This is a genomic window from Abiotrophia defectiva ATCC 49176 (assembly GCF_000160075.2).
Lineage (GTDB): Bacteria > Bacillota > Bacilli > Lactobacillales > Aerococcaceae > Abiotrophia > Abiotrophia defectiva.
The window spans coordinates 117,830-142,084 of sequence record NZ_KI535342.1 but is presented as its reverse complement, the minus strand read 5'-3'; the positions used below and the strand labels follow the sequence as shown (position 1 = coordinate 142,084).

20 protein-coding genes and 1 pseudogene are annotated in these 24,255 nt (G+C 43.2%); 14 read left to right on the top strand and 7 right to left on the bottom strand.

The annotated features are described in order from the left end of the window. The first annotated feature begins 315 nt into the window (after nucleotides 1–315). Together rpmH and GCWU000182_RS09370 are read left to right on the top strand one after the other, a co-directional pair. Nucleotides 316–450 (top strand): 50S ribosomal protein L34, encoded by a 135-nt coding sequence (gene rpmH, locus GCWU000182_RS09375; RefSeq protein WP_023392574.1) that lies wholly within the window; start codon nucleotides 316–318, stop codon nucleotides 448–450. A gap of 85 nt (nucleotides 451–535) precedes the next feature. Further along, complete coding sequence (locus GCWU000182_RS09370; RefSeq protein WP_023392573.1) at nucleotides 536–1,198, top strand: NAD(P)H-dependent oxidoreductase; 663 nt, start codon at nucleotides 536–538, stop codon at nucleotides 1,196–1,198. Nucleotides 1,199–1,468: 270 nt separating this feature from the next. On the opposite strand, the gene GCWU000182_RS09365 is transcribed toward GCWU000182_RS09370, so the two are convergent. Next, complete coding sequence (locus GCWU000182_RS09365) at nucleotides 1,469–2,329, bottom strand: helix-turn-helix domain-containing protein (RefSeq protein WP_023392572.1); 861 nt, start codon at nucleotides 2,327–2,329, stop codon at nucleotides 1,469–1,471. 125 nt (nucleotides 2,330–2,454) lie between these two features. Here GCWU000182_RS09365 and GCWU000182_RS09360 point away from each other — a divergent pair, with 125 nt between their 5' ends. Next, a complete protein-coding gene (locus GCWU000182_RS09360) occupies nucleotides 2,455–4,041 on the top strand; it encodes an ATP-binding cassette domain-containing protein (protein ID WP_023392571.1) in 1,587 nt (528 codons plus the stop codon). 52 nt (nucleotides 4,042–4,093) lie between these two features. On the opposite strand, the gene GCWU000182_RS09355 is transcribed toward GCWU000182_RS09360, so the two are convergent. Next, the gene (locus tag GCWU000182_RS09355; RefSeq protein WP_023392570.1) at nucleotides 4,094–4,741 is read right to left on the bottom strand and encodes a metal-binding protein ZinT; all 648 of its coding nucleotides are present in this window, start codon (nucleotides 4,739–4,741) and stop codon (nucleotides 4,094–4,096) included. A 220-nt stretch (nucleotides 4,742–4,961) separates the two neighbouring features. Between GCWU000182_RS09355 and rnpA the strand changes: the two genes are divergently transcribed. The 7 genes from rnpA to treR all read left to right on the top strand — a co-directional run bounded on the left by rnpA (nucleotide 4,962) and on the right by treR (nucleotide 12,490). Continuing rightward, the gene (gene rnpA, locus GCWU000182_RS09350) at nucleotides 4,962–5,309 is read left to right on the top strand and encodes a ribonuclease P protein component (protein WP_023392569.1); all 348 of its coding nucleotides are present in this window, start codon (nucleotides 4,962–4,964) and stop codon (nucleotides 5,307–5,309) included. 9 nt (nucleotides 5,310–5,318) lie between these two features. Beyond that, nucleotides 5,319–6,140 carry a YidC/Oxa1 family membrane protein insertase gene (locus GCWU000182_RS09345; protein ID WP_051372966.1) on the top strand — a complete coding sequence of 274 codons (822 nt, stop codon included), beginning with the start codon at nucleotides 5,319–5,321 and terminating at the stop codon, nucleotides 6,138–6,140. Between the two features lie 27 nt (nucleotides 6,141–6,167). Next, nucleotides 6,168–6,980, top strand: coding sequence for an RNA-binding cell elongation regulator Jag/EloR (gene jag / locus GCWU000182_RS09340; RefSeq protein ID WP_023392567.1), 813 nt, complete (start codon nucleotides 6,168–6,170; stop codon nucleotides 6,978–6,980). Between the two features lie 178 nt (nucleotides 6,981–7,158). Further along, nucleotides 7,159–8,670, top strand: coding sequence for a PTS system trehalose-specific EIIBC component (gene treP, locus GCWU000182_RS09335; protein ID WP_023392566.1), 1,512 nt, complete (start codon nucleotides 7,159–7,161; stop codon nucleotides 8,668–8,670). Nucleotides 8,671–8,726: 56 nt separating this feature from the next. Then, nucleotides 8,727–10,388 carry an alpha,alpha-phosphotrehalase gene (gene treC / locus GCWU000182_RS09330; protein ID WP_023392565.1) on the top strand — a complete coding sequence of 554 codons (1,662 nt, stop codon included), beginning with the start codon at nucleotides 8,727–8,729 and terminating at the stop codon, nucleotides 10,386–10,388. Nucleotides 10,389–10,537: 149 nt separating this feature from the next. Further along, nucleotides 10,538–11,695, top strand: a complete 1,158-nt coding sequence (locus tag GCWU000182_RS09325; RefSeq protein ID WP_035364975.1) for a GerMN domain-containing protein — start codon at nucleotides 10,538–10,540, stop codon at nucleotides 11,693–11,695. Nucleotides 11,696–11,770: 75 nt separating this feature from the next. Then, a complete protein-coding gene (gene treR / locus GCWU000182_RS09320; protein ID WP_023392563.1) occupies nucleotides 11,771–12,490 on the top strand; it encodes a trehalose operon repressor in 720 nt (239 codons plus the stop codon). 77 nt (nucleotides 12,491–12,567) lie between these two features. Here the strand turns inward: treR and mnmG are convergent, their stop codons facing one another. From mnmG to mnmE, 3 genes are read right to left on the bottom strand one after another with little or no spacing between them, the layout of a single operon-like run. Continuing rightward, nucleotides 12,568–14,484 (bottom strand): tRNA uridine-5-carboxymethylaminomethyl(34) synthesis enzyme MnmG, encoded by a 1,917-nt coding sequence (gene mnmG, locus GCWU000182_RS09315; RefSeq protein WP_023392562.1) that lies wholly within the window; start codon nucleotides 14,482–14,484, stop codon nucleotides 12,568–12,570. 20 nt (nucleotides 14,485–14,504) lie between these two features. Further along, nucleotides 14,505–14,981 (bottom strand): NUDIX hydrolase, encoded by a 477-nt coding sequence (locus tag GCWU000182_RS09310; RefSeq protein WP_023392561.1) that lies wholly within the window; start codon nucleotides 14,979–14,981, stop codon nucleotides 14,505–14,507. A gap of 12 nt (nucleotides 14,982–14,993) precedes the next feature. Next, on the bottom strand, nucleotides 14,994–16,376 hold the full coding sequence (gene mnmE, locus GCWU000182_RS09305; protein ID WP_023392560.1) for a tRNA uridine-5-carboxymethylaminomethyl(34) synthesis GTPase MnmE: 1,383 nt from the start codon (nucleotides 16,374–16,376) through the stop codon (nucleotides 14,994–14,996). A gap of 205 nt (nucleotides 16,377–16,581) precedes the next feature. Here mnmE and dnaB point away from each other — a divergent pair, with 205 nt between their 5' ends. After that, entirely contained in the window at nucleotides 16,582–17,973 is a 1,392-nt protein-coding gene (gene dnaB, locus GCWU000182_RS09300; protein ID WP_282705536.1) for a replicative DNA helicase, read from the top strand. 133 nt (nucleotides 17,974–18,106) lie between these two features. Here dnaB and GCWU000182_RS09295 read toward each other — a convergent pair whose 3' ends face one another. Together GCWU000182_RS09295 and GCWU000182_RS09290 are read right to left on the bottom strand one after the other, a co-directional pair. Then, entirely contained in the window at nucleotides 18,107–19,564 is a 1,458-nt protein-coding gene (locus GCWU000182_RS09295) for an alpha-amylase (protein WP_023392558.1), read from the bottom strand. A gap of 186 nt (nucleotides 19,565–19,750) precedes the next feature. Continuing rightward, a pseudogene (locus GCWU000182_RS09290) lies at nucleotides 19,751–20,861 on the bottom strand (ABC transporter ATP-binding protein). Between the two features lie 234 nt (nucleotides 20,862–21,095). On the opposite strand from GCWU000182_RS09290, the gene GCWU000182_RS09285 reads away from it, so the two are divergent. From GCWU000182_RS09285 to GCWU000182_RS09275, 3 genes are read left to right on the top strand one after another with little or no spacing between them, the layout of a single operon-like run. After that, nucleotides 21,096–21,662, top strand: coding sequence for a dCTP deaminase/dUTPase family protein (locus GCWU000182_RS09285; RefSeq protein WP_023392554.1), 567 nt, complete (start codon nucleotides 21,096–21,098; stop codon nucleotides 21,660–21,662). Nucleotides 21,663–21,698: 36 nt separating this feature from the next. Further along, nucleotides 21,699–23,087, top strand: a complete 1,389-nt coding sequence (gene radA / locus GCWU000182_RS09280; RefSeq protein WP_023392553.1) for a DNA repair protein RadA — start codon at nucleotides 21,699–21,701, stop codon at nucleotides 23,085–23,087. A 39-nt stretch (nucleotides 23,088–23,126) separates the two neighbouring features. Continuing rightward, nucleotides 23,127–24,245 carry a PIN/TRAM domain-containing protein gene (locus GCWU000182_RS09275; RefSeq protein WP_023392552.1) on the top strand — a complete coding sequence of 373 codons (1,119 nt, stop codon included), beginning with the start codon at nucleotides 23,127–23,129 and terminating at the stop codon, nucleotides 24,243–24,245. Nucleotides 24,246–24,255 lie beyond the last annotated feature (10 nt).

The window sequence follows — 24,255 nt, the reverse complement described above, 5'->3', positions numbered from 1 at the left end:
TGTGCATAAGTGAAAGTCATACAAACCTTATTATATAAGCTTTTGTGGCAATTATCAACTTATTTCTGTGCATAAGTCGCTAAAATGTGCATAAGTTTAAAAATGTGGATAAATCAAAAATACCTTGTGGATAGAGTTAAGACTTATGCACAAGGTATGATACTTATCCACACATTTGTGCACAGTAAGTCGGATTCAGTGCCTACTTAGGACAGAGAAAGTTTAGCAAAAGTTACAAAAATCCTTGACTTTCAGCCCTAACTTCATTAAACTAATCTAGTACTCTACATAAGAATGCAGCAGGAGGTGGATCGCATGAAGAGAACTTACCAACCAAAGAAACGTACACGTAAAAAAGTGCATGGTTTCCGTAAACGTATGAGCACTAAAAACGGCCGTAACGTCTTAAAACGTCGCCGCCAAAAAGGACGCAAACGTCTGGCTCAATAATTATGAGACCTTAACAGGCCGCTTCTGAACCAGAAGCGGCCTTTCTTCTTATCTATAGTAAGCTACCTAAAGAAAGGACTATATTATGACCCCAGAAGCTATTCGAGATTTACTTAAGCGACGTTATGCTTGTCGTGACTATGACCCTAATCGTAAGATTTCTGACCAGGATTTCCATTTGATTTTAGAAGCAGGCCAATTAGCCCCTAGTTCGTATGGTTTTGAGCCTTGGCACTTTTTAGTCATTGAATCGGAGTCACTCAAGCAAGCCTTGGCTCCTATCGCCCTAGGTGCTCAGAAAGCTTTAGCATCAGCTAGTCATTTTGTCATCATTTTATCGCGTACGCAGGCAAGTTTACGCTATGATGCGCCTTATATTGATTACATGATGCGGGAAGTTCAAGGACTGCCGGAGGATTTCCGTGAACTTAAGCAACAACGCTTCGAGACCTTCCAGAAGGAAGATTTCGACTTATTGAGCACTGAACGGGCCACTTTCGATTGGGCTAGCAAGCAATCCTATCTTGCACTAGCACAGATGATGCAGGTTGCAGCCTTGCGAGGAATTGATTCTCTGGCTATGGAAGGTTTCAATCGTCAGGCAGTGACTGATTTGTTAACTGAACGTGGCCTATTAGATCCTAGTGAATGGGGTGTCTCTGTCATGGTGGCTTTCGGCTATGGCCTTGGTTCAGTCCCTCAAAAAACTCGCCAGCCACTGGATCAGTTAGTGACTTGGGTTAAATAAAAAATATATAAAAACCTTATTCCTATCGATTTACTTGGGAATAAGGTTTTTTCGTATTCGACAATTATTATTCGAATTAGCCGTATTTTAAAATATCAACCATATGGAGGATATACTAGTGTCATATCAAGGTGATCGAATTTAAAAATCACTTATCTATTCATTGTGATTTCTAGTCTTACCTAATAGATTGGAAGTAGGCAACCACAGTGAAGAATCGAATGAAGTTAGAATTAGAAATTGGGTAATGAATAAAAGCTGTGAATGCAATCATTCACAGCTTTTATTTTCTTCATAGAATTTACGAAATTGATGACTAGTCTCCTCGAGTCCATATAGACTAAGAGAATCAATGATGCGTTCAATTTTGTCGACATGTAAAGAGTGTGGAGTAGCTCGATAGGCTAATAGTTCTTGGTAAAATAGCGCATGTATTTTTTCTGGAAGATTTTCGTATAAAGTAACTTCTTTATTTATGATTGTTAGACAGTAGCGAGCTAATTCATCTTCATTCTCTCTGATACAAGTATAAATAAAATTATTAAGAATTGCTAATATCATCATTCGTTGTTTACTTGTATAAGCATCCAAGTTTTTTCGAAGTATAGAAAAAATCATTTGACGGTTAGCTTCTAGGTCATATAGATCCATAATATTAGTATATAAAGATAATTTATAGCTATCCCAGTTTTCAGCGTTGAAAAGCTTATCTTGCAGAAAATGTTTGGCATTTTCTGCAACCATGGATATATCATCGTTTAAGTCGGCCAGATAGACATCAACAATTGCCGTAAGTAAATCTTTCTCAAGTTGATTAAGACTATTATCACCTTGGAATTGATTTTTCAACTGAATTAGATTTTGACTTTGATAGCGTGTATAGTATTGAAGAATTTGATGCTGCGCGCGATCAAAACCGAGTGAATCGGTTGAAATATTAACAGATCTTACAAACTTTGTGATATCAATGCCATGTGTATTAAGAATATTAAACAAATCTTCAGCTGAAATACGGTGGATACCTTTTTCTACCTTCGAGTAAAACGAAGGAGTCACGATACCGACGGACATTTCTTCCATTGTTAGGCCTAATTTTTTACGATAATAATATAGAGCTTCACCAATTTCCATCTGCTCTCTCTCCTTTATGTCGTATACGACATTTTTATCTATGATTATAGTTTAAGCGATAGAATTAATAATGTAAATGTGAAACAAAATAGAAATTTGACATAAAGAGAAAGTAGGGAATATAAATGAAACAGCTTATCAAACATTTTTGGAAGGAAAATCTCCTGATGATAGTCATCTTGTTAGGTAATGCGCTCGCGCTAACGGCGACTAGCTTAATGCAAATTTTAATTTTAGATGCGCTCATTAGCTTAAATCTTATCAATTTTTTGCAGGCGATGGGCTATTTATTGTTGGCCTATTTGATAATGCTAGGAATGACTTACTTAAAAATAAGATATCAGAGCAAATTAATTCAGCAGCAAACAACCTTTCTAAGGGTTAAAGTACTGAAAAAAATTAGCCAAATTAGCTATGAAGATTTCAAGTCTAAGGAATCTCAATCATATGTTTCTTGGTTCACCAATGATATGGACTTAATCGAAAAACAGTCTTTGGTTCCCCTGTATGCCTTGATAGGAGGAATTATTAATGCCATAACATCTGGAATTGCTCTCCTAACTATGCATTGGTCATTAATTGCTTTAACGGCGAGTCTGGTTTTTGTGTTACTTTTTATCCCAAAATTATTTTCTGGGAGGATGGAAGGTACCACTCGTCAAGTGGCTCAAGCAAATGAGGAATTCATACAGAAGATCGGTAACTATTTAATGGCCTATGATACAATTTTTTCTTATCGAAAGTTTTCTTATATTATCAGGAAGACAGAAGAGGCATCAGATCATCTAGCTCAAGAAAAAAATAATTATCAGAAAGAGATTGGTTGGGTGACTGTGATAAGCGGTCTAGGAAATATATTGAGTCAGTTCTCTCTTTATGCTTTGACTGGTTATTTAGCAGTTCAACAAATCGTCACAATTGGTTCTTTATCAGCAACTGCTTCTTTAGCTGGTGATATTTTTAATACAGTAAGTAACATTAGCCAGTATCTTGCCATTATCAAGAGTAGTAAGCCTATTTTCGATAAATTTGAGACACTAGAACCAGCTCATTATATTTCTCAAAATCTAACACCTATAGACGAATTAAGCCTAGAAAATATTAGTTTTGTCTATCAAGAGAATCCATTATTTACTGGTTTATCATATCGGTTTAAGATAGGAGGAAAATATGCCATTACTGGAAATAGTGGTTCAGGTAAATCTACTTTGTTGAATCTATTAGCAGGTAAAAATAGACATTATCAAGGTACTATACGGTATGGAAAAAATAGTATTTTAGATGTAGATTATGATTCACTTTATCAAGATATGATTTATATTAATCAGCACGATAGCCAAATTGAGGGTACTATTTTAGAAAATTTGACTTTTGGAGAAGAATTATCGGTCGACTACATATATAAAATTTTAGAGGCTCTTGATTTAAAACAAGTAATCACTCAGCTTCCAGACGGATTAAATACAAAGATAGGTGACAAAGGCAGTCTATTATCTGGCGGACAACTTCAACGACTTTCTATTGCCCGTGCCCTTTTACATGATAAACCTATTCTTTTATTGGATGAAAGTACATCCGGATTAGACCAAGAAACGATGCTAAAAATAGAAAATTTACTTATCCAGCAAAAGGATAAAACGCTTATCATGGTTACACATCACTTACATCCAGAAATCCTTCAACAGCTTGATGGAGTCCTTCAACTAACTTAAAAAATAAACTAGGCTATGAGATTTATTAATCTCATAGCCTAATTTTATAATATTAATGGTGGGCAATCATTTCATCGATGATTTCATAGACATCAAGATTGCTTGGATAGTAGGTTGGCCAATTTTCCATTTCTTCCAATAATTTTTCGTGGTCTTGGTCGCCAGCAAAAATGTGAAAGTGTTCGGCTTTGGTAGGCCCAATCTCATGGTCAGAGAATTGAATATGTTTAGGTGCTCCTTGGCTGTCACCTTCAGCTGTGAAGAGGTAACGGACACCTTTCTTACCGGATTTATAGGTCAGAATCTTAAAGCCATCGTAGCGGTAGGTTGCCGTGCTAGCTTGGTCACCTTTATAGAAGGTAATTTTGCCGCTATCGCCGTCAATCACGATTCGAGTGACATCTGTCTTGTAACCTGCAAGGTAGTATTCCTTATATTCTTCGAAAGTCTTGGTCGCGCCTTCTGCCTTAGATTTGTAGCGCATAACCATATCTAATTCTCCACTTTCCATATAAGGATAGACAGATTGCCAGTCACCACTATAGTCACTTAAGGTTCGGTCAGAGACTTGACTGTCTTCAAAAACCCCTTTTTGATGCGGTTTTACTTCATGGTGGGAATGGTTACCGTGGGCAAAAGCAGAGACGGGGCTCACTGCTAGGGCAAAGAGACTTAGTAATAAAAATAAAGTACGTTTCATATGCTTCTCCTTTATAAAAGTAATGGTTACTTTTTATAGTATAAAGGACTAGATTATAAAAAGCAACCATTACTTTTTATAAATTTAAGTAAATAGGCATAAGCTTACAAAAGATGAAAAGAAAAACCGCTCCAAAACACAATTATAGATGTAAAAGCTTGCAAAATACGGTATAATAGTAGGGAAATACTTTGCACCTGAGGCAGAATAAGGAGAGACCATGAAGAAAGCTTATCGAATCAAGAAAGAACGTGAATTTCAACATGTCTATCACCATGCCCAGACTTACGCCAACCGGCAGTTAGTGCTTTATGTCTATCCGAAACCTGAACAAGCACATTTTCGCGTCGGATTATCGGTTGGAAAACGTATCGGGAATGCTGTCATGCGCAATAAGGTCAAACGTTATCTCCGTCAATCCTTGCAGGATTTAGAGCATGAAATCCCCCACGAATATGATTATCTTCTCATTGCTCGACCTGATATTAAAGACAAGGATCAAGCTACGGTGCGTCAATCCTTGCGTCATGTCATGACCGTTGCAAAGTTATTATCATCCCATTCATAGGAGGTTTCAATGAAAAATTTATCGCGATGGATGAAAGCAGCCATGCTCGTGGCTTTGCCAATCTTCTTAGCGGGTTGTGGTGCTACATCAAATGTCGACGCCAACAGTAGTGGTGTCTGGGATGGCTACATCATCTACCCTCTTTCTCAATTCATTATTTGGTTATCCAACTTATTGGGAGGCAGTTATGGCCTAGGTATTATTCTCTTTACCATTATTATCTTGGTCGCATTAACCCCTCTGACCAAGATGCAGATGGATTCGCAATTCCAAATGGCTGAAATCCAACCTGAAATTGAAGAACTGAAAAAACAATTCCCTAATCGAGATCGTGCGTCCATGGAAGCCCTCCAGCAGGCTCAACAGGATTTGATGAAGGAACGCGGCGTTAACCAATTTGCAGGATGCTTACCGCTTCTCATTCAACTGCCAGTCATGTTCGCCCTCTATCAGGTAATTACGCGAACTGAAGTTTTACGGGATGGCCACTTCCTCTGGCTAGCCTTGGGTAAGGCAGACCCTTACTTCATCTTACCAATTTTAGCCGCAGTATTAACCTGGTATAGCTCATACCTAACAGTTAAGGCTAATCCTATCCAAAATGGTGCTAGCAAAGCCATGACCTATGTGGCACCTGCCATGATTCTCTTGGTATCCTTCAACTTCCCAGCAGCGGTTACTCTCTACTGGGTGGTATCCAATGCGGTACGGGTTGTCCAAACCTTTATCTTCTATAATCCATACAAGATTATTGCCCAAAGAGAAGCAAAACGCCAAGAAGAAAAAGCCCGTCAGCGTCGTTTACGTAAAGCGCTGAAGAAAGTTAAATAGTTAGTATAAGTAAAGGAGCGTTCTTTTATGTTAGATAACAGTGTTACGATTAAAGCACCTAGCGTTGAACAAGCAGTCAAAATTGGCTTATCAAAACTTAATATCAGCGAAGATCAAGCAGTGGTAACTGTCATTAATGAAGGTAAGAAGGGGCTCTTCGGCTTTGGTAAACAAGATGCCATTGTTGAAATTAGTGCCAAAACTAAAATCTCGCTCAACGACTTAGCAGAAGAAACCAAAGAAGTTGAAGAAGTGGCAGTAGTAGCTGTTGAAAGCCAAACAGTCGCTGAGCCAGTTGTGCCAAGCCAAGAAGTGAGTCCACTTACTGAAGAAACTGTTCTTGTGGAAGAAGCAGAAGAAGTGGTCGAGTCCGAAGAAAAAACCGAAGGTTCAGTTAGCCTCGAAGCAGTGGCACGTTACCTTGAAGATGTCATTAAGGCTTTTGGCGCTGAAGCAAAGGTTAGTGTAGAAGCAAGTTCTCGCGAAGTACATTTCAATATTGAAACTGACAAATCTGGTTTGATTATCGGGAAACACGGTAAAATCATTGATGCCTTACAATCCTTGGCTCAAGTGATGGTTCACCGAGGTCATCACCGTCGTGTAGCAGTTCTACTCAATGTAGGTGACTACCGCGACCGTCGCGCAGGCATCTTAGAAAGCATTGCAGATCGTACAGCTCGCCAAGTCCTCAAGACTAAGCAAGCAGTAATCTTAGATCCTCTACCAGCTTTCGAGCGTAAGCAAATTCACTCTCATCTCAGTCAAATCGAACATGTTAAAACCCACTCTGAAGGGGTTGAACCTAACCGATATTTAGTCGTTGAGTATGAAAATTAAATGAAAATATAAAAGTAAAATCAGCTGTAATTGACTCATAAGTCAGTTACAGCTGATTTATTATGGAAATATGTTTTCACAAGAAGAAAACTCTTACAAAAAAGGCTTGCATTCACTGTGCTAAGTGATACAATGAGATTATAAATTTGTACAGACAAGTTTAAAAGGAGGAAAAAGGATGTCAAACTTCAAACAAGATGCGACGCAATTATTGTCCTTAATTGGTGGCAAGGAAAACATATCGGCAGTGACCCACTGCGCAACACGGATGCGTTTTGCTTTGGTCGACCCTAGTCAGGCAGATGTTAAGGCAATCGAGGCGCTACCATCTGTCAAAGGGAGCTTTACTCAAGCGGGTCAATTCCAGGTCATTATTGGTAATGCGGTATCTGAATTCTACAAAGAATTCCAAGCAGTATCTGGTGTAGGTGAGGCTAGCAAGGATGAAGTCAAGGCTGCTGCTAAGAAGAACCAAAGTCTCTTACAACGTGCTATGACCACTATGGCAGAGATTTTCGCCCCGATTATTCCAGCTATTATCGTAGGTGGCTTGATTCTTGGTTTCCGCAATATTCTAGAAAATGTGCCACTTGAATTTTTAGGACAGAAATTTGTTGATGGGCAAGCCCAATTTAATCCAGATGGCACCATACTCTATAATACAATTGTCAATGTTTCTCAGTTTTGGAGTGGGGTTAATGACTTCTTATGGTTACCGGGTGAAGCAATCTTCCACTTCTTACCGGTAGGGATTGTCTGGTCGGTAACACGTAAGATGGGAACCACCCAAATTCTGGGGATTGTACTTGGGATTACCCTTGTATCAGGTCGTTTGACTAATGCCTATGAGTATGCTCAGGCAGTAAAAGAACAAACCGTTAAATTCTGGGATTTTGGCTTCTTCCAACTCAAAGCAATTGGTTATCAAGCTCAAGTCATTCCGGCTATTTTAGCAGGTTTGGCCCTATCTTATCTTGAAATCTTCTGGCGTAAAGTGGTGCCTGAAGTTCTGTCCATGATTCTGGTGCCCTTCTTAGCTCTAGTTCCTGCAGTAATCTTGGCCCATACAGTTTTAGGTCCAATTGGTTGGACAATTGGTGACTGGATTTCACAGGTTGTTCGAGCAGGGTTGACCGGCACTTTCTCTTGGCTCTTTGGTGCTATTTTTGGTGCTTTCTATGCCCCACTGGTTATCACCGGTCTTCATCACATGACTAACGCGATTGACTCAGAACTCATCGCTCGTTTTAATGGGACAGGCCTCTGGCCAATGATTGCCCTCTCAAACATTGCCCAAGGTTCTGCTGTTTTGGCTGTCTGGTGGTTGACACGTAAGGACGAAGAGCAAAACCAAATTACAGTGCCGTCTACTATTTCATGCTACCTAGGGGTTACTGAGCCAGCCCTCTTTGGGGTTAACCTGAAGTATCTCTATCCATTTCTTGCTGGCATGATTGGCTCTAGTATTGCGGGTTTGATTGCAACGACTTATAAGGTCACATCTAACGCTATTGGAGTCGGGGGTCTACCAGGATTTCTCGCAATTCAACCAGGTTCGATGGCGATGTTCTTTGTCTGCATGGCAGTCGCTTTAGTGGTCCCATTTGTTGTAACACTCTTCTTCAATCGTCAATTCAAGTTCTTAGAAAATAAAGCCATTGACTTTGATATTCCATTCTTTAATAAGTAAAAGTGGAGGCTATGGGGCTAGGATAATTGTCTTAGCCCTTTTGAAAGGAGGTTCTTATGCGCTTATCAAAAAAAGTTGTCTATCAACTCTATCCTAAATCCTTCAAAGATACGACAGGAAATGGGATGGGAGATTTACGTGGTATTATTGAAAAATTAGACTATTTAGCGGGTTTAGGTATTGATTTAATATGGTTGAATCCTTTCTACCCTTCCCCACAACATGATAATGGCTATGACATTTCGGATTATTGTGCCATTGACCCAGCTTTTGGGACTATGGCAGATTTTGAAGAATTAGTAGCTGAAGCCGACAAACGAGGTATTGGGCTCATGCTAGACATGGTCTTGAACCATGTTTCGACAGAACATGAATGGTTCAAAAAAGCCTTGGCAGGGGACCCTAAGTATCAAGCTTACTTCTATTTAAGACCTGCTAAAGCTGATGGTAGTTTACCAACTAACTGGGAATCTAAGTTTGGTGGACCTGCCTGGGAGCGATTTGGCGACAGCGACTTATATTATCTCCATCTTTATGATGTGACGCAGGCAGACTTAAATTGGCACAATCCTAAGGTTCGGCAAGAACTTCACCAAGTGGTGAATTTTTGGCGTCAAAAAGGGGTCAAAGGATTCCGCTTCGATGTTTTGAATGTCATTGGCAAGTCAGAAGAATTAGTTGATAGCCAAGCTCCCGGCTCTAGTCAGGAGAAGTCACTTTATACGGATACGCCAATTGTGCATACTTGGATTCGGGAATTGAACCAAGCTACTTTTGGGCAAGACCAAGAAATCGTCACAGTGGGGGAGATGTCTTCCACTACGATTGAAAATGGGATTAGCTATACCAATCCTAAAGATCAAGAACTCTCTATGATTTTTTCTTTCCATCATCTCAAGGTAGATTACGAAAATGGGGAAAAATGGTCCAATCCAGCTTTTGATTTCTTAGAGCTCAAGCGTATTTTGGATGAGTGGCAGACAGGTATGTCCGACGGGCAGGGGTGGAATGCCCTCTTCTTCAATAATCATGATCAACCTCGGTCTAATAGCCGTTTTGGGGATGTGCTAAATTATCCTTATCAAACCCAAACCTTGCTTGCGACGGTTACACATTTATTGCGTGGGACGCCTTATATTTATCAAGGTGAAGAAATTGGGATGACTAACCCAGGCTACCAAGAATTAGCTCAATACAATGATGTGGAGACGCACAATAACTACCAAATCATGAGAGAAAAGGGTTATTCCCACGAAAAAGCTATGACCATTATTCAAGCCAAATCCCGCGACAATAGTCGGACGCCTATGCAATGGGACGGAACCGCTCATGCGGGCTTTACTAAGGCCACGCCATGGCTAGAAGTTGCAGCTAATTATCCTACTATTAATGTTGAGAAAGAATTAGCGGAAGGTAAAATTTATGCCTATTATCAAGAACTTATTCGTTTACGCAAGGACTATGATGTGATTTCAGATGGAACTTACAGTGGTTTATTCTTGGATCACCCTAGCATTATGGGCTTCGTAAGAGAGTATGAGGGTCAGCAATTACTAGTTCTAGGACATTTTTATGATGGAAATGTAGAAATTGAATTACCTCAAGCCTTTCGTGGTCGGACAGCGACAAAGTTGATTGGCAATGGACCAGTTCAATATGCTGAAGGCCTGACTTTAGGGCCTTATGAAGCAGTAGCTTTCTTATTTGAAGCAGAATAAATGAAGTATTAAAGGACAAATTCCTAGGGATTTGTCCTTTTTATATGTCAACTAGCACTCGATAGAATTGAAGAATGGTAAAATCCTTTCTAGCGTGGTAAAATAAGACGAATATGCTAGATAATAACAGGAAAGAAAGGGGCAGCGACATGAAAAGAGGGATTCTTCTTGTTGGTTTTGTATTGCTATTAAGTGCTTGCAAGCAAGAACCTATGATTCATATTAGTCCAGATGTGCAGGCATCGATAGACAAGAAGGCTGCTGATCGGCAAGGGACTGCCAATAATTCCTCAGCCGATACAAGTACTAGCATGGCAGAAATTTCAGGTGAAATAGATACGTCAGCATGGCAGAAGGCGCCAGATGGGACACAATATGATATCAGTCACTATGCCCCTAATGGTATTAATCAACTGAAAGAATTTGAGACGAGCGAAGGGACCCAGTTGGTTTACACAGATTATACTGATAATAACCGTCAATTATGGCAGATCCGAACCCTTCTACCGAATGGACGAGCTAATGTCTCGATCTATCAACTAACCAAGGAAGGCTGGCAAATTTCTTGGCAGGCGCTTGACAGTTTAGATACCACTAGCCACCTAGATCAAGTGAGCCACACACATCGTATTCCTTATCTCATGGCGCCTATCCAAGTGGGAACCATGTGGCAGGATAGTCAAGGGAGCCGGTCTACTATAACAAATCTCTATCAGTCTGCAAAAATTGGAGATGCGACTTATGAGGATGTTATTGAAGTGACAACTTTCCGCTCAGATCAAGAGGTCCATACTTACTATGCCAAGGACCAGGGCCTAGTTATGTCTAGCCAGAAAGCCATTAATAGCGGTGGTGAGAATATTGCACTCACGCTTAAGTCAAACCAACATCAAGTTAGCATTACTCAGTCCATCAATATAGCGAAGCCAAGCAATCAAATGAATCCTATTTTAACCAAGGGAACTGGCAAATTAACTTGGCAGACTAATCAGAATCCTGGTAAAACTTTTACAGAATTGTTCCGTAAAGAAGGATGGATTAATGCATCTGTTGAAGTCAAAGATATAAAAATTGATTCTCAAATTGCCACTGTAGATTTTACACCAGGTGTGGTAGCAGCTATGAATCAACACACTGCTCGCGAGACCGCTGTCTTGCCAGCCATCGTTCAAACAATTGCTGATTACTATGGTGTTAGCCAAGTGAAACTGACAGTTGGAGGCTTAATTCTATCACCAGATACCTTACCGATTCCGGCTAATGGCATTTGGGAAGTAAATCCAAGCTGGTTAGGGTCTAATCAGTAAAAAAAATCGAAAAAATCTGAATAAACTCTTTCACAAAGTCACAGATTATGCTAGAATACGTATCGAGGTGTAAAAATGAATAAATTTGAGAGAGTCTATCTAGACATTAAGCATAAAATTGAAAATGGGACTTACCCAATTGGCGAATTAATTCCAACTGAACATGAACTAGCTGAAATCTATGATGTATCCCGCGAAACCATCCGTAAGGCACAAAAACTCTTGTTGGAGAATGGTTTCATTCATAAGAAGCAAGGTCGCGGTTCTACCGTTTTAGACTTTAACCGTTTTGTCTTTCCATTCTCGGGTTTGGTCAGCTTCAAAGAATTACAGGCTGATCAAAATATGAAAGCTGAAACACGGGTAATCCGTAATGAAGTCGTGAAGGCACCAGACTTTCTCATTGGCAAAGAAGGTGTGACTGAGAATGAACGCTTTATTTACTTATTGCGCACACGGATTATCGCTGGCGAAGTCATGATTATTGATGAAGATTGGTTCCGTTGCAGTGTGGTACCATCTATCCCGAGTCGTGTGGCTAAAAATTCAGTTTATGAGTACCTAGAAGGTCAATTAGACTTAGATATTAGCTATGCTACTAAGGATATGCGAGCCGAGATTGTTTCGGAGCTAGGCTTGGAACTCATGAAGTTAACACCTATGGACTATGTTATTAAGACAGACAGCTTTGTTTACTTAGAAGACACGACCTTCTTCCAATACAGTATTTCTCATACGCGACTGGAGAAGTTTCACTTCCAAGAATTCGCACGTCGTAGACACTCTATTAAATAATGAAAAAGACAGGGTTTATACCCTGTCTTTTTACTATATTATATAGAAGAAAAAAGCCCCTTTAAGGGGCTTTTCTTTTAGTCTTGGCCTTGACGATCTTGTAGGCGAGCAATTTTGCCTTGTTGGATGTAGACTGACAAGATGGCAATGTCAGCAGGATTAACGCCGCTGACCCGGCTAGCTTGTGCTAAGGTAGTCGGCTGAATTAATTTGAGTCGGTCACGCGCTTCGTTGGCCAAATTCAAGATAGCGTCGTAGTCAATATCTTCAGGGATACGTTTTTCTTCCATGGCTTTGACTTTTTCGACTTTTTCGATGGCCTTTTGGATATAACCTTCATATTTGATTTGAATTTCAACTTGTTCAGCTTCTTGGCGTTCCAATGGACCTTCTGGTCGCGGAATAAGCGTCACTAAATCTAAGTAGCGAATCTCTGGGCGCTTGAGCAGATTGAAGGCGCTGATACCATCTAGGAGAGATGAAGAGCCGACACGTTCAAAGAGTTCCTCAAGGCCTGGTGTCTTAGGCGTCAGAGTGATTTTCTTCAAGCGTTTGATTTCAGCGTCGACCAGGGCTTTCTTAGCTAGATAAGTTTCATAGCGTTGGTCATCGACCAAGCCAATTTGGTGGCCAATTTCAGTCAGACGCAAATCCGCATTATCGTGGCGTAGCAAGAGACGATACTCTGCCCGAGAAGTTAAGAGACGATAAGGTTCTGTGGTCCCTTTGGTAACTAAGTCATCAATCATGACGCCGATATAGCCGTCACTGCGTTTGATAATGAGTGGGTCTTTTCCTTGGACTTGACGAGCTGCGTTAATCCCAGCAATGAGGCCTTGGCCGGCCGCTTCTTCGTAGCCGCTGGTTCCGTTCATTTGGCCAGCTGTATAGAGGCCGCGGACTAATTTGGTTTCTAAGCTAGCACGTAATTGATGAGGGATGACCACGTCGTATTCAATCGCGTATCCTGGTCGCATGAGTTTAGCATTTTCCAGACCCGCTACAGAATGGAGCATCTCAAGTTGCACATCTTCAGGCATAGAGGTGGATAGACCTTGAATATACATCTCATCGGTTGTCAGACCTTCCGGCTCAACGAAAATTTGATGGCGTGGCTTATCGCTGAAACGTACAATCTTGTCTTCGATAGAAGGACAATAACGTGCCCCTACCCCTTCCACGATGCCGGTAAACATAGGCGCGCGATGAAGGTTAGCCTTAATAACTTCATGGGTATCTTGGCTGGTATGGGTCAGCCAACAAGGGACGAAGTCAGGTCGGTAGTCAGCATCTGGTGTTAGGAAGGAAAAATGGTTGGGTTGGCTATCACCGGGTTGAATTTCCATGGCTTCATAGTTAATGCTAGATTTATGGATACGCATTGGCGTCCCAGTTTTGAAACGAGCTAACTCAAAGCCCAGTTCTAGAAGATGTTCAGAGAGTTTCTGGGATGGCAAAGTATTGTTGGGACCAGATGAATACTTGAGTTCACCAATGATAATTTGGCCACGTGAAGAGGTACCGGCAGTTAGGACAACGGCATCCGCACTATAGCGGGCGCCAGTTGAAGTGACAACGCCACGGACTTGCCCTTCTTCCACTACTAGGCGGTCAACTAGACCTTGTTTAAGGTCAAGGTTAGGGCAGGCTTCAATGGTCTGTTTCATAGCAGTCGCATAGGCATGTTTATCTGCTTGGGCACGTAAGGCTTGGACAGCAGGGCCCTTCCCAGTGTTGAGCATGCGCATTTGAATGTAGGTCTTATCAATATTGCGGCCCATTTCGCCACCGAGGGCATCGATTTCGCGAACGACGACACCCTTGGCAGGTCCCCCTACAGAAGGGTTGCAGGGCATAAAGGCTACCATCTCTAAGCTAATAGTTAAGAGTAAGGTGCGACAGCCCATACGAGCTGCAGAAAGTGCGGCTTCTGAACCGGCATGGCCAGCGCCGACAACAATGACTTCATAGTGGCCAGCAGAGAATTCTTGCATGGTTTTGACTCCTTTGTGGTTTATGGATGAGTGTAAAAAATAACATCGTGATTAAGTAGGCGATTATCTTGGGAATAGCTGAATTTGGCTGAAAAGAAGGGTTTCTGCTCTAAAATCCAAGTTAAGAAAATATGATCCCCTTCCCAACTAGGTCGGCTAAGGACTTGGTCGTAGGGTACCCACTCTAGGGTGCCTTCATTACAGTCAATGACTTGGCCCTCAAAATGACGGGCGCGAAAGACGTAAGTGTACCAGTCATGGCCAGGCGTAAATTCAGGGAAGACGATAATGCCCACTAATTGTGGCTGATGGAGGGTCAAGCCAGTTTCTTCTTTGGCTTCGCGAATGACACATTCCTCTGGGCTTTCGCCGGCTTCTAATTTACCGCCGACACCAATCCATTTGCCTTCATGAACATCATTGGGCTTTTTGTTGCGGTGGAGCAATAGCAGAGAATGGCCATTGTCGATATAACAGATGGTGGCGAGTTTTGGCAAGATGTATCCTCCTTATTTACCCAAGCAGAATTGGCTGAAGAGCTTGGTTAAGAGCTCATCTTGAACACTGTCACCTGTGATTTCGCCGAGGGCATCCCAGGCGCGGGTATAGTCAATCTGAATGAGATCCACCGGTAGGCTCATGGCACAAGACTGGATGACTTCATCTAGACTGGCTAGAGCTTGATTGAGCAGATGGGTATGGCGACTATTCAAGAGATAGTTGAGGTCGGTAGATTGGAGATTACCGGATAAAAAGCGTGCCGAAATAGCATCTTCAAGAGCAGTTAAGCCGTCCTCAGTTAGGACAGAGGTTTTAATAATGTCCGAATCATCTTGCAGATGGCCTGCCAAGTCTTCAATGCTCCATTGGTTAGGTAGGTCCTGCTTATTTAAGAGGATAATGCGGGCCTTGTTTTGGGTCAGTTCTAAAAGTTCCAAATCCATAGGGTCCAGGGCTTGGGCCTGATTCAAAATAAGGAGAATCAGGTCCGCCGATTCAATCATGGCGCGGCTCTTTTCCACCCCGATTTGCTCGACTACTTCATCTGTATGGCGAATGCCGGCGGTATCGATAATATGGAGGGGGACACCTTTAATAGAAATATATTCTTCAATGGTGTCACGAGTGGTACCAGCAATATCGGTGACAATGGCCTTGTCTTCGCCAATTAAGTAATTGAGAAGGCTGGATTTACCAACATTAGGACGCCCAATAATGGCCGTTTTAATTCCTTCACGGAAAAGCTTGCCTTGGGTGGCCTGACGTAAAATCGCGCGAACTTCACTTTGAACTAGCTCTGCTGTAGAGGCCAGTTGCTGGAGAGAAAGTTCCTCGACATCATCGTATTCTGGATAATCGATGGTGACTTCGACTTGAGCCAAGGTATTAAGCATGGTGTCGCGCAACTGGCGAATTTTGTGTTTAAGGCTACCTTGAAGTTGGCTCATGGCCGCATCCTTAGCACGATTAGTCTTGGCGCTGATTAAATCCATGATGGCTTCAGCCTGAGATAGGTCAATCCGGCCATTAAGAAAGGCACGTTGAGTAAATTCACCCGGTTCTGCCAAACGAGCCCCTTGGGACAAGCAAGCGTTGAGGATCGATTGGATGGCGACAATCCCGCCGTGACCGTTGATTTCGACAACGTCTTCAGTTGTATAAGAGCGTGGGGCTTTCATGACACTAGTCATGACTTCATCTAAGACTTGTCCTGACTGGGGATCTTGGATATGACCATAGTGGATGGTGTGACTAGCCACTTGGCTAAGGTCCTTTTCAGGAAAGAGCCGGTTGGCGATGGCGATAGCTTCTGGCCCGGACAGGCGGACTAGACCGATAGCGCCCTCACCTAGGGCAGTTGAGATGGCAACAATGGTATCTTGGGTGTACATGACGGGCTCCTTTCTCTTGTCACAAAAAAAGTGCCTAGACTACCCCCTTGGATATGGCCAGTTGGGGTAGTAAGCACTTTGACTGCTACTATTAATTCATCTGTATTATATAGAATTTAAGGGGATTTTGCAAGGGTATATCGCCCTACTTGAAAAGGGCTAAGACATTTAGTAAACTACATATGAGTAGAAAGAAGGGAACCTAGTGACAGAATTAAATCTTAATGAGCAACGAATAATGCCTCATAATATTGAAGCTGAACGTGCAGTGCTAGGTGCTTTATTCCTAGATCCACGTAAAATCGGGACCGTCCAAGCCATCATTAGTGAAGATGACTTCTACAAGCGATCCCACCAACTGATTTTTAATGCCATTGATGTGGTCTTCGACCGCAACGGGGCCTTGGACTTCGTCATGGTGGTCAACCAACTAGAAGCCTATGATGCCTTAGAAAATGCGGGAGGCGCTAGTTATCTGGCGGAATTGATTGAAGCGACGCCAACGGCAGAACACGTTGAATACTACGCCAATATCGTCAAACAAAAATCGACCCTGCGTCGTCTGATTGCGGTTACCACCACTATTAGTTCGGAAGCCTATGATGAGTCCGATAGTGTTGAAAATATTGTAGACCGTAGTGAAAAGTTGATTCTTTCAATCGGGGAAGGTAGCCAGGTCAATAAACCAAAAGAAATGCGCCACCTAGTGGTGGAAGCCTATGACCGTGTCGTTAAGCTTTCTGAAGAAAAACGCGACATTACGGGGCTAGCTACGGGCTATCATGATTTGGACAAGATGACTTCAGGTTTCCAAGGTGATCAGTTAATTATTATCGCTGCCCGTCCTTCCGTAGGTAAGACGGCCTTTGCCCTCAATATTGCCCAGAATGTGGCTACCAAATCCAAGGTGCCAGTTGCCATCTTTTCTCTAGAAATGGGGGCGATTGACTTGGTCTATCGGATGGTCTGTGCGGAGGGAAATATCTTTGCATCCAACATGAAGACGGGTCAACTAACCGAAGATGAGTGGTCTAGCTTCACTATTGCGACCGATACCCTTAAGAATGCCAAGATTTTCATCGATGATTCGGCGGGGATTAAGGTCTCTGAAATTCGGGCCAAATGCCGCCGACTCAAGCAGGAAAATCCTGACTTGGGCTTGATTGTCATCGACTACTTGCAATTAATTGAAGGGAACGGCCGTGAAAACCGCCAACAAGAAGTTTCTGAGATTTCACGCCAACTCAAAAAATTAGCCAAGGAATTGCATGTGCCAGTTATTGCCTTGTCCCAGCTCTCACGGGGCTTGGAACAGCGTCAAAACAAGCGGCCAATTTTAAGTGATATCCGGGAATCCGGGTCGATTGAGCAGGATGCGGATATCGTGGCCTTCCTCTATCGTCACGATTATCACCGCCATGATGAGCCGGGTGACGAACCAGACCATGATGATTCCTTGCCAGATAACACGATTGAGGTGATTCTGGCCAAGAACCGGTCAGGGGCCCGAGACACCGTCAACTTACTCTTTAAGAAAGAGTATAACAAGTTTTCTAACTTATCTTATCGCCCAGAAAATCAAGTAAATTATCAATGAAAATAAGGCTGAGACTCAAGTCTCAGCCTTTTGCTTTCCCATTATATCATATATGATATATTGGGAAATTTATCTAGCGAAAGTTAAAAGGACGGGGTCAGCCTCGTCCTTTAATTTGTCTATGCTCAATTGTTTAATCTGCCAAAATCCAAGCGGAGACAGAAGCCCCATGAACTGGGAAATCAGCCCAGCCGTCTTCCTCGATAGTGACGCTGGCTTCGTGATGTCCTAAGCCATCACGGAAAGTGCGGCCAGCCCACTCTGGGCCTAAGAAGAGGCGCTTGCTAGCCTCGTCTTTGTTGGAGAGAATGACTGCCAGTGGGCGACCATCATTTTCTTCATTACCAGCCCGAGTCCAGGCAATACAGTTGGGGTCATCGAGATAGTCAGTTTCTTGGCCATAGGCATGGTAAAGCCGTAGGTTGAGTAACTTATCGATGACTTCTTGGAAAGATTCTTGGGCAAAGTCCCCTTGAATACCGAAGTAGTCGCCGTAGAAGACACAAGGTAAACCGGATTGACGCAAGAGAATCATGGCATAAGCCAAAGGCTTGAACCATTCGGCTACGGTCGATTCTAGCGCTTGACCCCGTTGGGTATCGTGGTTATCCACGAAGGTAACCGCTGATTCTGGGTAGTTTTGCATGAGGGTTTGGTCGAAAATCTTACTCAAGTCGTAATCTGCCCCAGCTTGACCGGCATCGAAGAAGTTCTGGTGGAGCTTGACGTCTACTAAGTCATAGTGGAAGTCGGTTTTCTCCAAATATTGGCTATTGGCCTCTTCGTCGCCATTCCAGAATTCACCGAAGACATAGAAATCATCGCCGTAGTGTTCGGTTAGGTCTCGGATAAAGTTCTTCATGAAGAAGGAATCGATATGTTTAACGGCATCTAGGCGGAAGCCACGAACACCAGTTGTCTCAATAAACCAATGGGCCCAATCGTAGAGATGTTGAACCACTTCGGGATGCTTAAAATCGAGATCATCATACATAAGGTAGTCATAGTTACCATTCTCGTCATCAACGAGCGTATCGTCGGCCCAGCCCTTATTATCCCCTTGAATTAGGAAAATACCGGATCGGTTACGGCCAGCGTCATAGTCGGTCCCTGTAAAGTGATACCAGTGCCAGGTGAAATCATTGTAGGCTTTCTGGCGACCATCAAAGGTGAAGCAAGTCCAACCTTCTATCTCAAAGGGTTCAGAGATTGCTTCTTGACGATTGTTGGGATTCATCTCAATGACCGTAAAGCGTTCCTTGTGGTCAGCGCCGGCCTTATGGTTGAGGACGATGTCAGCAATGGGAGCAATCCCGTTGGCTTTTAAGGTCTCAATCAGATTGAGATAGTCGTCTTTTGTTCCGTATTTAGTAGGGATGGTCCCCTTCTGGTCGAATTCTCCCAAGTCAAACAAGTCATAGACGCCATAGCCGACGTCGTCTTTGTTGGTGCCTTTGAAAGCAGGCGGGAGCCAGATTTTGCGAATGCCCTTAGCCGCCAATTCTGGAGCAAGTTGGGCAAGTCGATTCCAGTGCTGGTGGTCACTCGGCAGATACCATTCAAAAGCTTGCATTAAAGTCTGGTTTTGCATGGTGCGAGCCTCCTTTTACAATTCTATGGCTCTATTCTAGGACGATAGCAGGCAAAAAGCAACTGATACCGGTCCCTAAATGACGGATGTTAGGGACTTGTCACAGATTTGAGGTGCAATTGTCGTCAGATAGACGCCAAAAACCCTCCTCAGATGAGGAGGGCCGGAGTGGTAGACGAGTTAAGCTTAGGCTTGGTCGCGAATGACTAATTCAGTTTCTGGGTCGAAGAAGTGAGCTTTGTTCATGTTGAAGCCGAGTTCTACGGTTTCGCCTGGGTTGTGGTAGTCACGTGCATCGACACGCGCGATGAATTCAGTGTCCCCAACTTTAGAGTAAAGCATAGTTTCTGCCCCTAATAATTCAGATACGACAACTTCTGAACGAACTACTGATTTTGGATAGGAGTCTAAGAAGATTTGTTCAGATTGAATGTCTTCTGGACGAATACCGAAGATGACTTCCTTGCCTTCGAAACCACGTTCTACTAAGTAGCGACGTTGTGGATCAGTTACTTCTAAGGTTAAGTCGTGGCCATTGCTGATAGTGCCGTTTTCGAATTTAACTTTGAAGAAGTTCATGGCAGGAGAGCCGATAAAGCCAGCAACGAAGACGTTGTTTGGTGTATCGTAAACTTCTTGCGGGCTACCGATTTGTTGGATAATCCCATCTTTCATGATGACAATCCGGCTAGCCATGGTCATAGCTTCTGTTTGGTCGTGGGTAACGTAGATGGTAGTGGTGTTCAAGCGTTGGTGTAATTTAGCAATTTCAGCACGCATTTGTACACGGAGTTTAGCATCCAAGTTAGAGAGCGGTTCGTCCATGAGGAAGACTTTGGCATCGCGGACAATGGCACGACCCAAGGCAACACGTTGACGTTGACCACCAGACAAAGCAGCTGGTTTACGGTCTAAGTATTGAGTTAAGCCTAGGATTTCAGCCGCGTTTTCAACACGTTGTTTGATTTCTTCTTTTGGATATTTACGAAGTTTCAAACGAGGCCATGTTGTCGAAGACCGTCATGTGTGGGTAGAGGGCGTAGTTTTGGAATACCATGGCGATGTCGCGGTCTTTAGGTGCCACGTCGTTCATGAGGCGGTCGCCAATCCATAATTCCCCTTCAGAAATATCTTCCAAACCGGCGATCATACGTAATGTAGTGGACTTACCACAACCAGAAGGACCAACGAAGACAATAAATTCGCGGTCTGCGATGTCTAAGTTAAAGTCAGTAACGGAATAGAAGTCGGCATTATCATATTTTTTGTGGATGCCTTTTAATTTCATTTCTACCATAGGAAAATTCGCTCCTTATTGATTGATTTTATTGACATCTATAGTGTAAATGAAAACGGTTTACAATTCCATTGACAAACTGCACAAATTTCTTCGGCAGATTGTACAAAAAGTAAGGGGTTTCTTTCAATCTGTAAGAAAGTGTGATTTTTCAAGCACTTTTATTGCTTTTATTACCCTATTGGCCGGGAAATTTGGTAAAATAGAGATGATTCAGTAGAAAAGGGGTGTCTTATGACCCAGGAAAGAAAACGTGGCTTTGAAGTCATCACTAGCTACCAAGATAAAGCTATCCAACTGCCACAGCGAGCGACCCATCATGCTGCAGGTTATGATTTGGAAGCGGCAGAAACCATTGTGATTCCATCTTACTGGCGACAAGTTTTCCGCTATTTAGCTATGGAAATGAAACAATGGATTCATGCCAAACCAACCCAAAAGGAGCCAGCAGAGGATCCGCAGCGCTTGTTGAAACCAACCCTTGTGCCTACTGGGCTTAAGGTTTATATGCAGGAAGATGAATACCTACAAATCGTCAACCGTTCTAGTAACCCGCTCAAGCGTTTCTTACAGGTGCCTAACGGAGTGGGCGTCATTGACGCAGACTACTATAATAATCCGAGTAATGAAGGGCATGTCTACGTTCAACTTAGCAACTTTGGGCTCTTTGATCAAACCATCCAAAAAGGTGAGCGCATTGCTCAAGCCATCTTCTTGCCTTTCTTGAAGGCGGATGGCGACCATGGTGGGCAGGCTGCCCGCGAAGGAGGCTTCGGCTCCTCTGGTCATCACCAACAATAGGCTCTAAGGGCTAGAGCCAAAGAAAGAAGGAAAGCTATGGCCAAGAAAAAAGTAAGCTACGAATGTATGGCCTGTGGCTATGAATCGGCCAAGTATCTGGGCAAGTGCCCTAATTGTGGCGCTTGGAATCAGATGGAAGAGCAGATTGTCCAATCGACTATCAAGACCGAGAAAAGTCAGTTCAAGGTTTTGACCCAGCGCGGTGAAGACGCCAACCGGGCTCAACGCCTAGAAGAAATCACCTACAAGGCTGAAACGCGGACCCATACCAATTTCCAAGAGTTCGACCGGGTCTTGGGTGGCGGAGTGGTAGCTGGCAGTCTAGTTCTGATTGGGGGCGACCCTGGGATTGGTAAGTCTACCCTCTTGCTCCAAGTCTCGATTCAACTGGCCAACCTAGGTCAAACCGTCCTTTATGTTTCCGGGGAAGAAAGTCTCTCCCAGATTAAGATGCGGGCGGAACGCCTGTCGCTCAAGGACAGTCATTTCTACCTCTTGTCGGAGACGGATTTGGCAGTTATTGCTGGTGAAGTTCAGCGCATTGCACCAGATATTTTGATTATTGACTCTATCCAGACCATGCAACTGGCAGATCATACTGGGGTGGCGGGAAGTGTTTCCCAATTGCGGGAAGCCACCGCTATCTTAATGCGGATTGCCAAGGATAATAATATTGCAACCTTTATTGTTGGTCACGTGACCAAGGAGGGCAATATTGCGGGGCCTCGAATGTTGGAACACATGGTGGATACCGTGCTCTACTTTGAGGGGGAACGTCATAATCGTTTTCGGGTCTTGCGAGCCGTGAAAAACCGCTTTGGTTCCACGCATGAGCTAGGTGTTTTCGAAATGCTGGAAGCAGGCTTGGAAGAAGTAACCAACCCCTCGGAGCTCTTCTTGGAAGAGCGTTTGGCTGGTGCGACGGGTTCGACTGTTGTGGCTTCCATTGAAGGAACGCGACCAATTTTGGCGGAAATCCAGTCTCTGATGACTCCAACTGTCTATGGGACGGCCAAACGTACTTCGTCGGGGATTGACTATCAACGCGTGTCACTGCTCTTGGCAGTTATGGAAAAGCATTGCGGTCTGTTGGTGCAAAATCAGGATGCTTTCTTCAAGATTACAGGTGGTGTTAAATTAGATGAGCCGGCCATTGACTTGGCCATTGCCGTCAGCATCGCGTCTAGTTATTGGAATCAGGCCACCAATATCGAAGATTGCTTTATCGGCGAAATTGGTCTGACGGGAGAAATCCGGCGGGTTAGCCAAATCAAAGAGCGCCTCAAGGAAGCTGCCAAACTTGGCTTTAAGCGGGCCTATATTCCAAAAAATAATCTAGCAGGCCTGGATCAGAAGCTGGCAATTGAGATTGTGCCAGTGGCTACTATCCAGGAAGCCATTCATAAGGTCTTCCCCCGCCAATAGGGGGAGGCCATCATTAAAAAATAGGAAAGGAGGAAGGTTATGTTTAAACGTATTGTCTTAATGGTTTCAGCCATTATCGGACTGAGTTTTGGCGTGTCCTTTGGGGCTTCTATCTGGCCGTGGGTACATCTAACGCAAGATTTCTTGCAGAATACCTACTTTAACGGTTTATTATTCGCAATTATTTTCGCCCTCTTGGGAAATCTCGCCTCACCTTTGTTGGCTCGTTGGATTCGCAAGACACAAGAAATCTTAAACAAACAAACCACCTCAACCATCTTCTTCGGGACTATTGGTGGGGTTGTCGGTCTCATTATCGGCTACCTCATCTCCCTTCCCTTCTCTAATTTGCAAATTCCCTTTATCTCTAACGCCCTGCCCTTGGTTTTATCGGTCATCCTATCCATTGTTGGCTACCAGACCGCAACCAGTCGGCAGGATGAATGGCGGACGATTTTTAGTCGTTCTGCTAGCAAGCGGGAGAAACAGGAAAGCCGCATCTTAGAGCGCAAGGCGGGTGAGAATTTCCACCGCTACAAACTCTTAGATACTAGCGTCATCATTGATGGTCGGATTGCCGATATTGCCAAGACCCACTTCTTAGAAGGTGTGCTAGTGATTCCTAATTTTGTGCTTAAGGAATTGCAGTTCATTGCGGACTCGGCGGATTCGCTCAAGCGTGCTCGCGGCCGCCGAGGTCTGGACATTCTCAACAGTTTACAAAAAGAATCGCTCATCCCAATCGAATTTTATGATGGGGATTTTGATGATGTGCCAGAGGTTGATAGCAAACTAATCCGTTTGGCAAAATTAATTGATGCAGCCGTGGTCACAAACGATTATAATTTAAATAAGGTCTGTGAATTTCAGAATGTCACCGTCTTTAACATCAATGCCTTGGCCCTAGCAGTCAAACCCGTCGTGATTCCTGGTGAAATTATGGAAGTCACGGTGGTTAAGTCCGGGACTGAGCGCAAACAAGGGGTTGCCTATTTAGATGATGGGACCATGATTGTGGTCGAAGACGGGCAACATTACATGAATGAGCGACTAAAAGTTATTGTCACTAGCGCCCTTCAAACTAGCGCTGGGCGTATGATTTTCGCTAAGCCCGCTCATTCGCAAGATAAAATCGAAACCAAGCAGTCACATTACTAAGGAAAGAGGA

Excerpts from the sequence above, each read along its gene's own strand:
- radA (WP_023392553.1), top strand. The coding sequence starts at position 21,699 with ATGGCCAAGAAAAAAGTAAGCTACGAATGTATGGCCTGTGGCTATGAA.
- treR (WP_023392563.1), top strand. The coding sequence starts at position 11,771 with ATGAATAAATTTGAGAGAGTCTATCTAGACATTAAGCATAAAATTGAA.
- GCWU000182_RS09360 (WP_023392571.1), top strand. The coding sequence starts at position 2,455 with ATGAAACAGCTTATCAAACATTTTTGGAAGGAAAATCTCCTGATGATA.
- treP (WP_023392566.1), top strand. The coding sequence starts at position 7,159 with ATGTCAAACTTCAAACAAGATGCGACGCAATTATTGTCCTTAATTGGT.
- treC (WP_023392565.1), top strand. The coding sequence starts at position 8,727 with ATGCGCTTATCAAAAAAAGTTGTCTATCAACTCTATCCTAAATCCTTC.
- jag (WP_023392567.1), top strand. The coding sequence starts at position 6,168 with ATGTTAGATAACAGTGTTACGATTAAAGCACCTAGCGTTGAACAAGCA.
- GCWU000182_RS09285 (WP_023392554.1), top strand. The coding sequence starts at position 21,096 with ATGACCCAGGAAAGAAAACGTGGCTTTGAAGTCATCACTAGCTACCAA.
- GCWU000182_RS09295 (WP_023392558.1), bottom strand. The coding sequence starts at position 19,564 with ATGCAAAACCAGACTTTAATGCAAGCTTTTGAATGGTATCTGCCGAGT.
- rnpA (WP_023392569.1), top strand. The coding sequence starts at position 4,962 with ATGAAGAAAGCTTATCGAATCAAGAAAGAACGTGAATTTCAACATGTC.
- GCWU000182_RS09365 (WP_023392572.1), bottom strand. The coding sequence starts at position 2,329 with ATGGAAATTGGTGAAGCTCTATATTATTATCGTAAAAAATTAGGCCTA.
- mnmE (WP_023392560.1), bottom strand. The coding sequence starts at position 16,376 with ATGTACACCCAAGATACCATTGTTGCCATCTCAACTGCCCTAGGTGAG.
- GCWU000182_RS09275 (WP_023392552.1), top strand. The coding sequence starts at position 23,127 with ATGTTTAAACGTATTGTCTTAATGGTTTCAGCCATTATCGGACTGAGT.
- mnmG (WP_023392562.1), bottom strand. The coding sequence starts at position 14,484 with ATGCAAGAATTCTCTGCTGGCCACTATGAAGTCATTGTTGTCGGCGCT.
- GCWU000182_RS09355 (WP_023392570.1), bottom strand. The coding sequence starts at position 4,741 with ATGAAACGTACTTTATTTTTATTACTAAGTCTCTTTGCCCTAGCAGTG.
- GCWU000182_RS09345 (WP_051372966.1), top strand. The coding sequence starts at position 5,319 with ATGAAAAATTTATCGCGATGGATGAAAGCAGCCATGCTCGTGGCTTTG.
- GCWU000182_RS09370 (WP_023392573.1), top strand. The coding sequence starts at position 536 with ATGACCCCAGAAGCTATTCGAGATTTACTTAAGCGACGTTATGCTTGT.
- GCWU000182_RS09325 (WP_035364975.1), top strand. The coding sequence starts at position 10,538 with ATGAAAAGAGGGATTCTTCTTGTTGGTTTTGTATTGCTATTAAGTGCT.
- rpmH (WP_023392574.1), top strand. The coding sequence starts at position 316 with ATGAAGAGAACTTACCAACCAAAGAAACGTACACGTAAAAAAGTGCAT.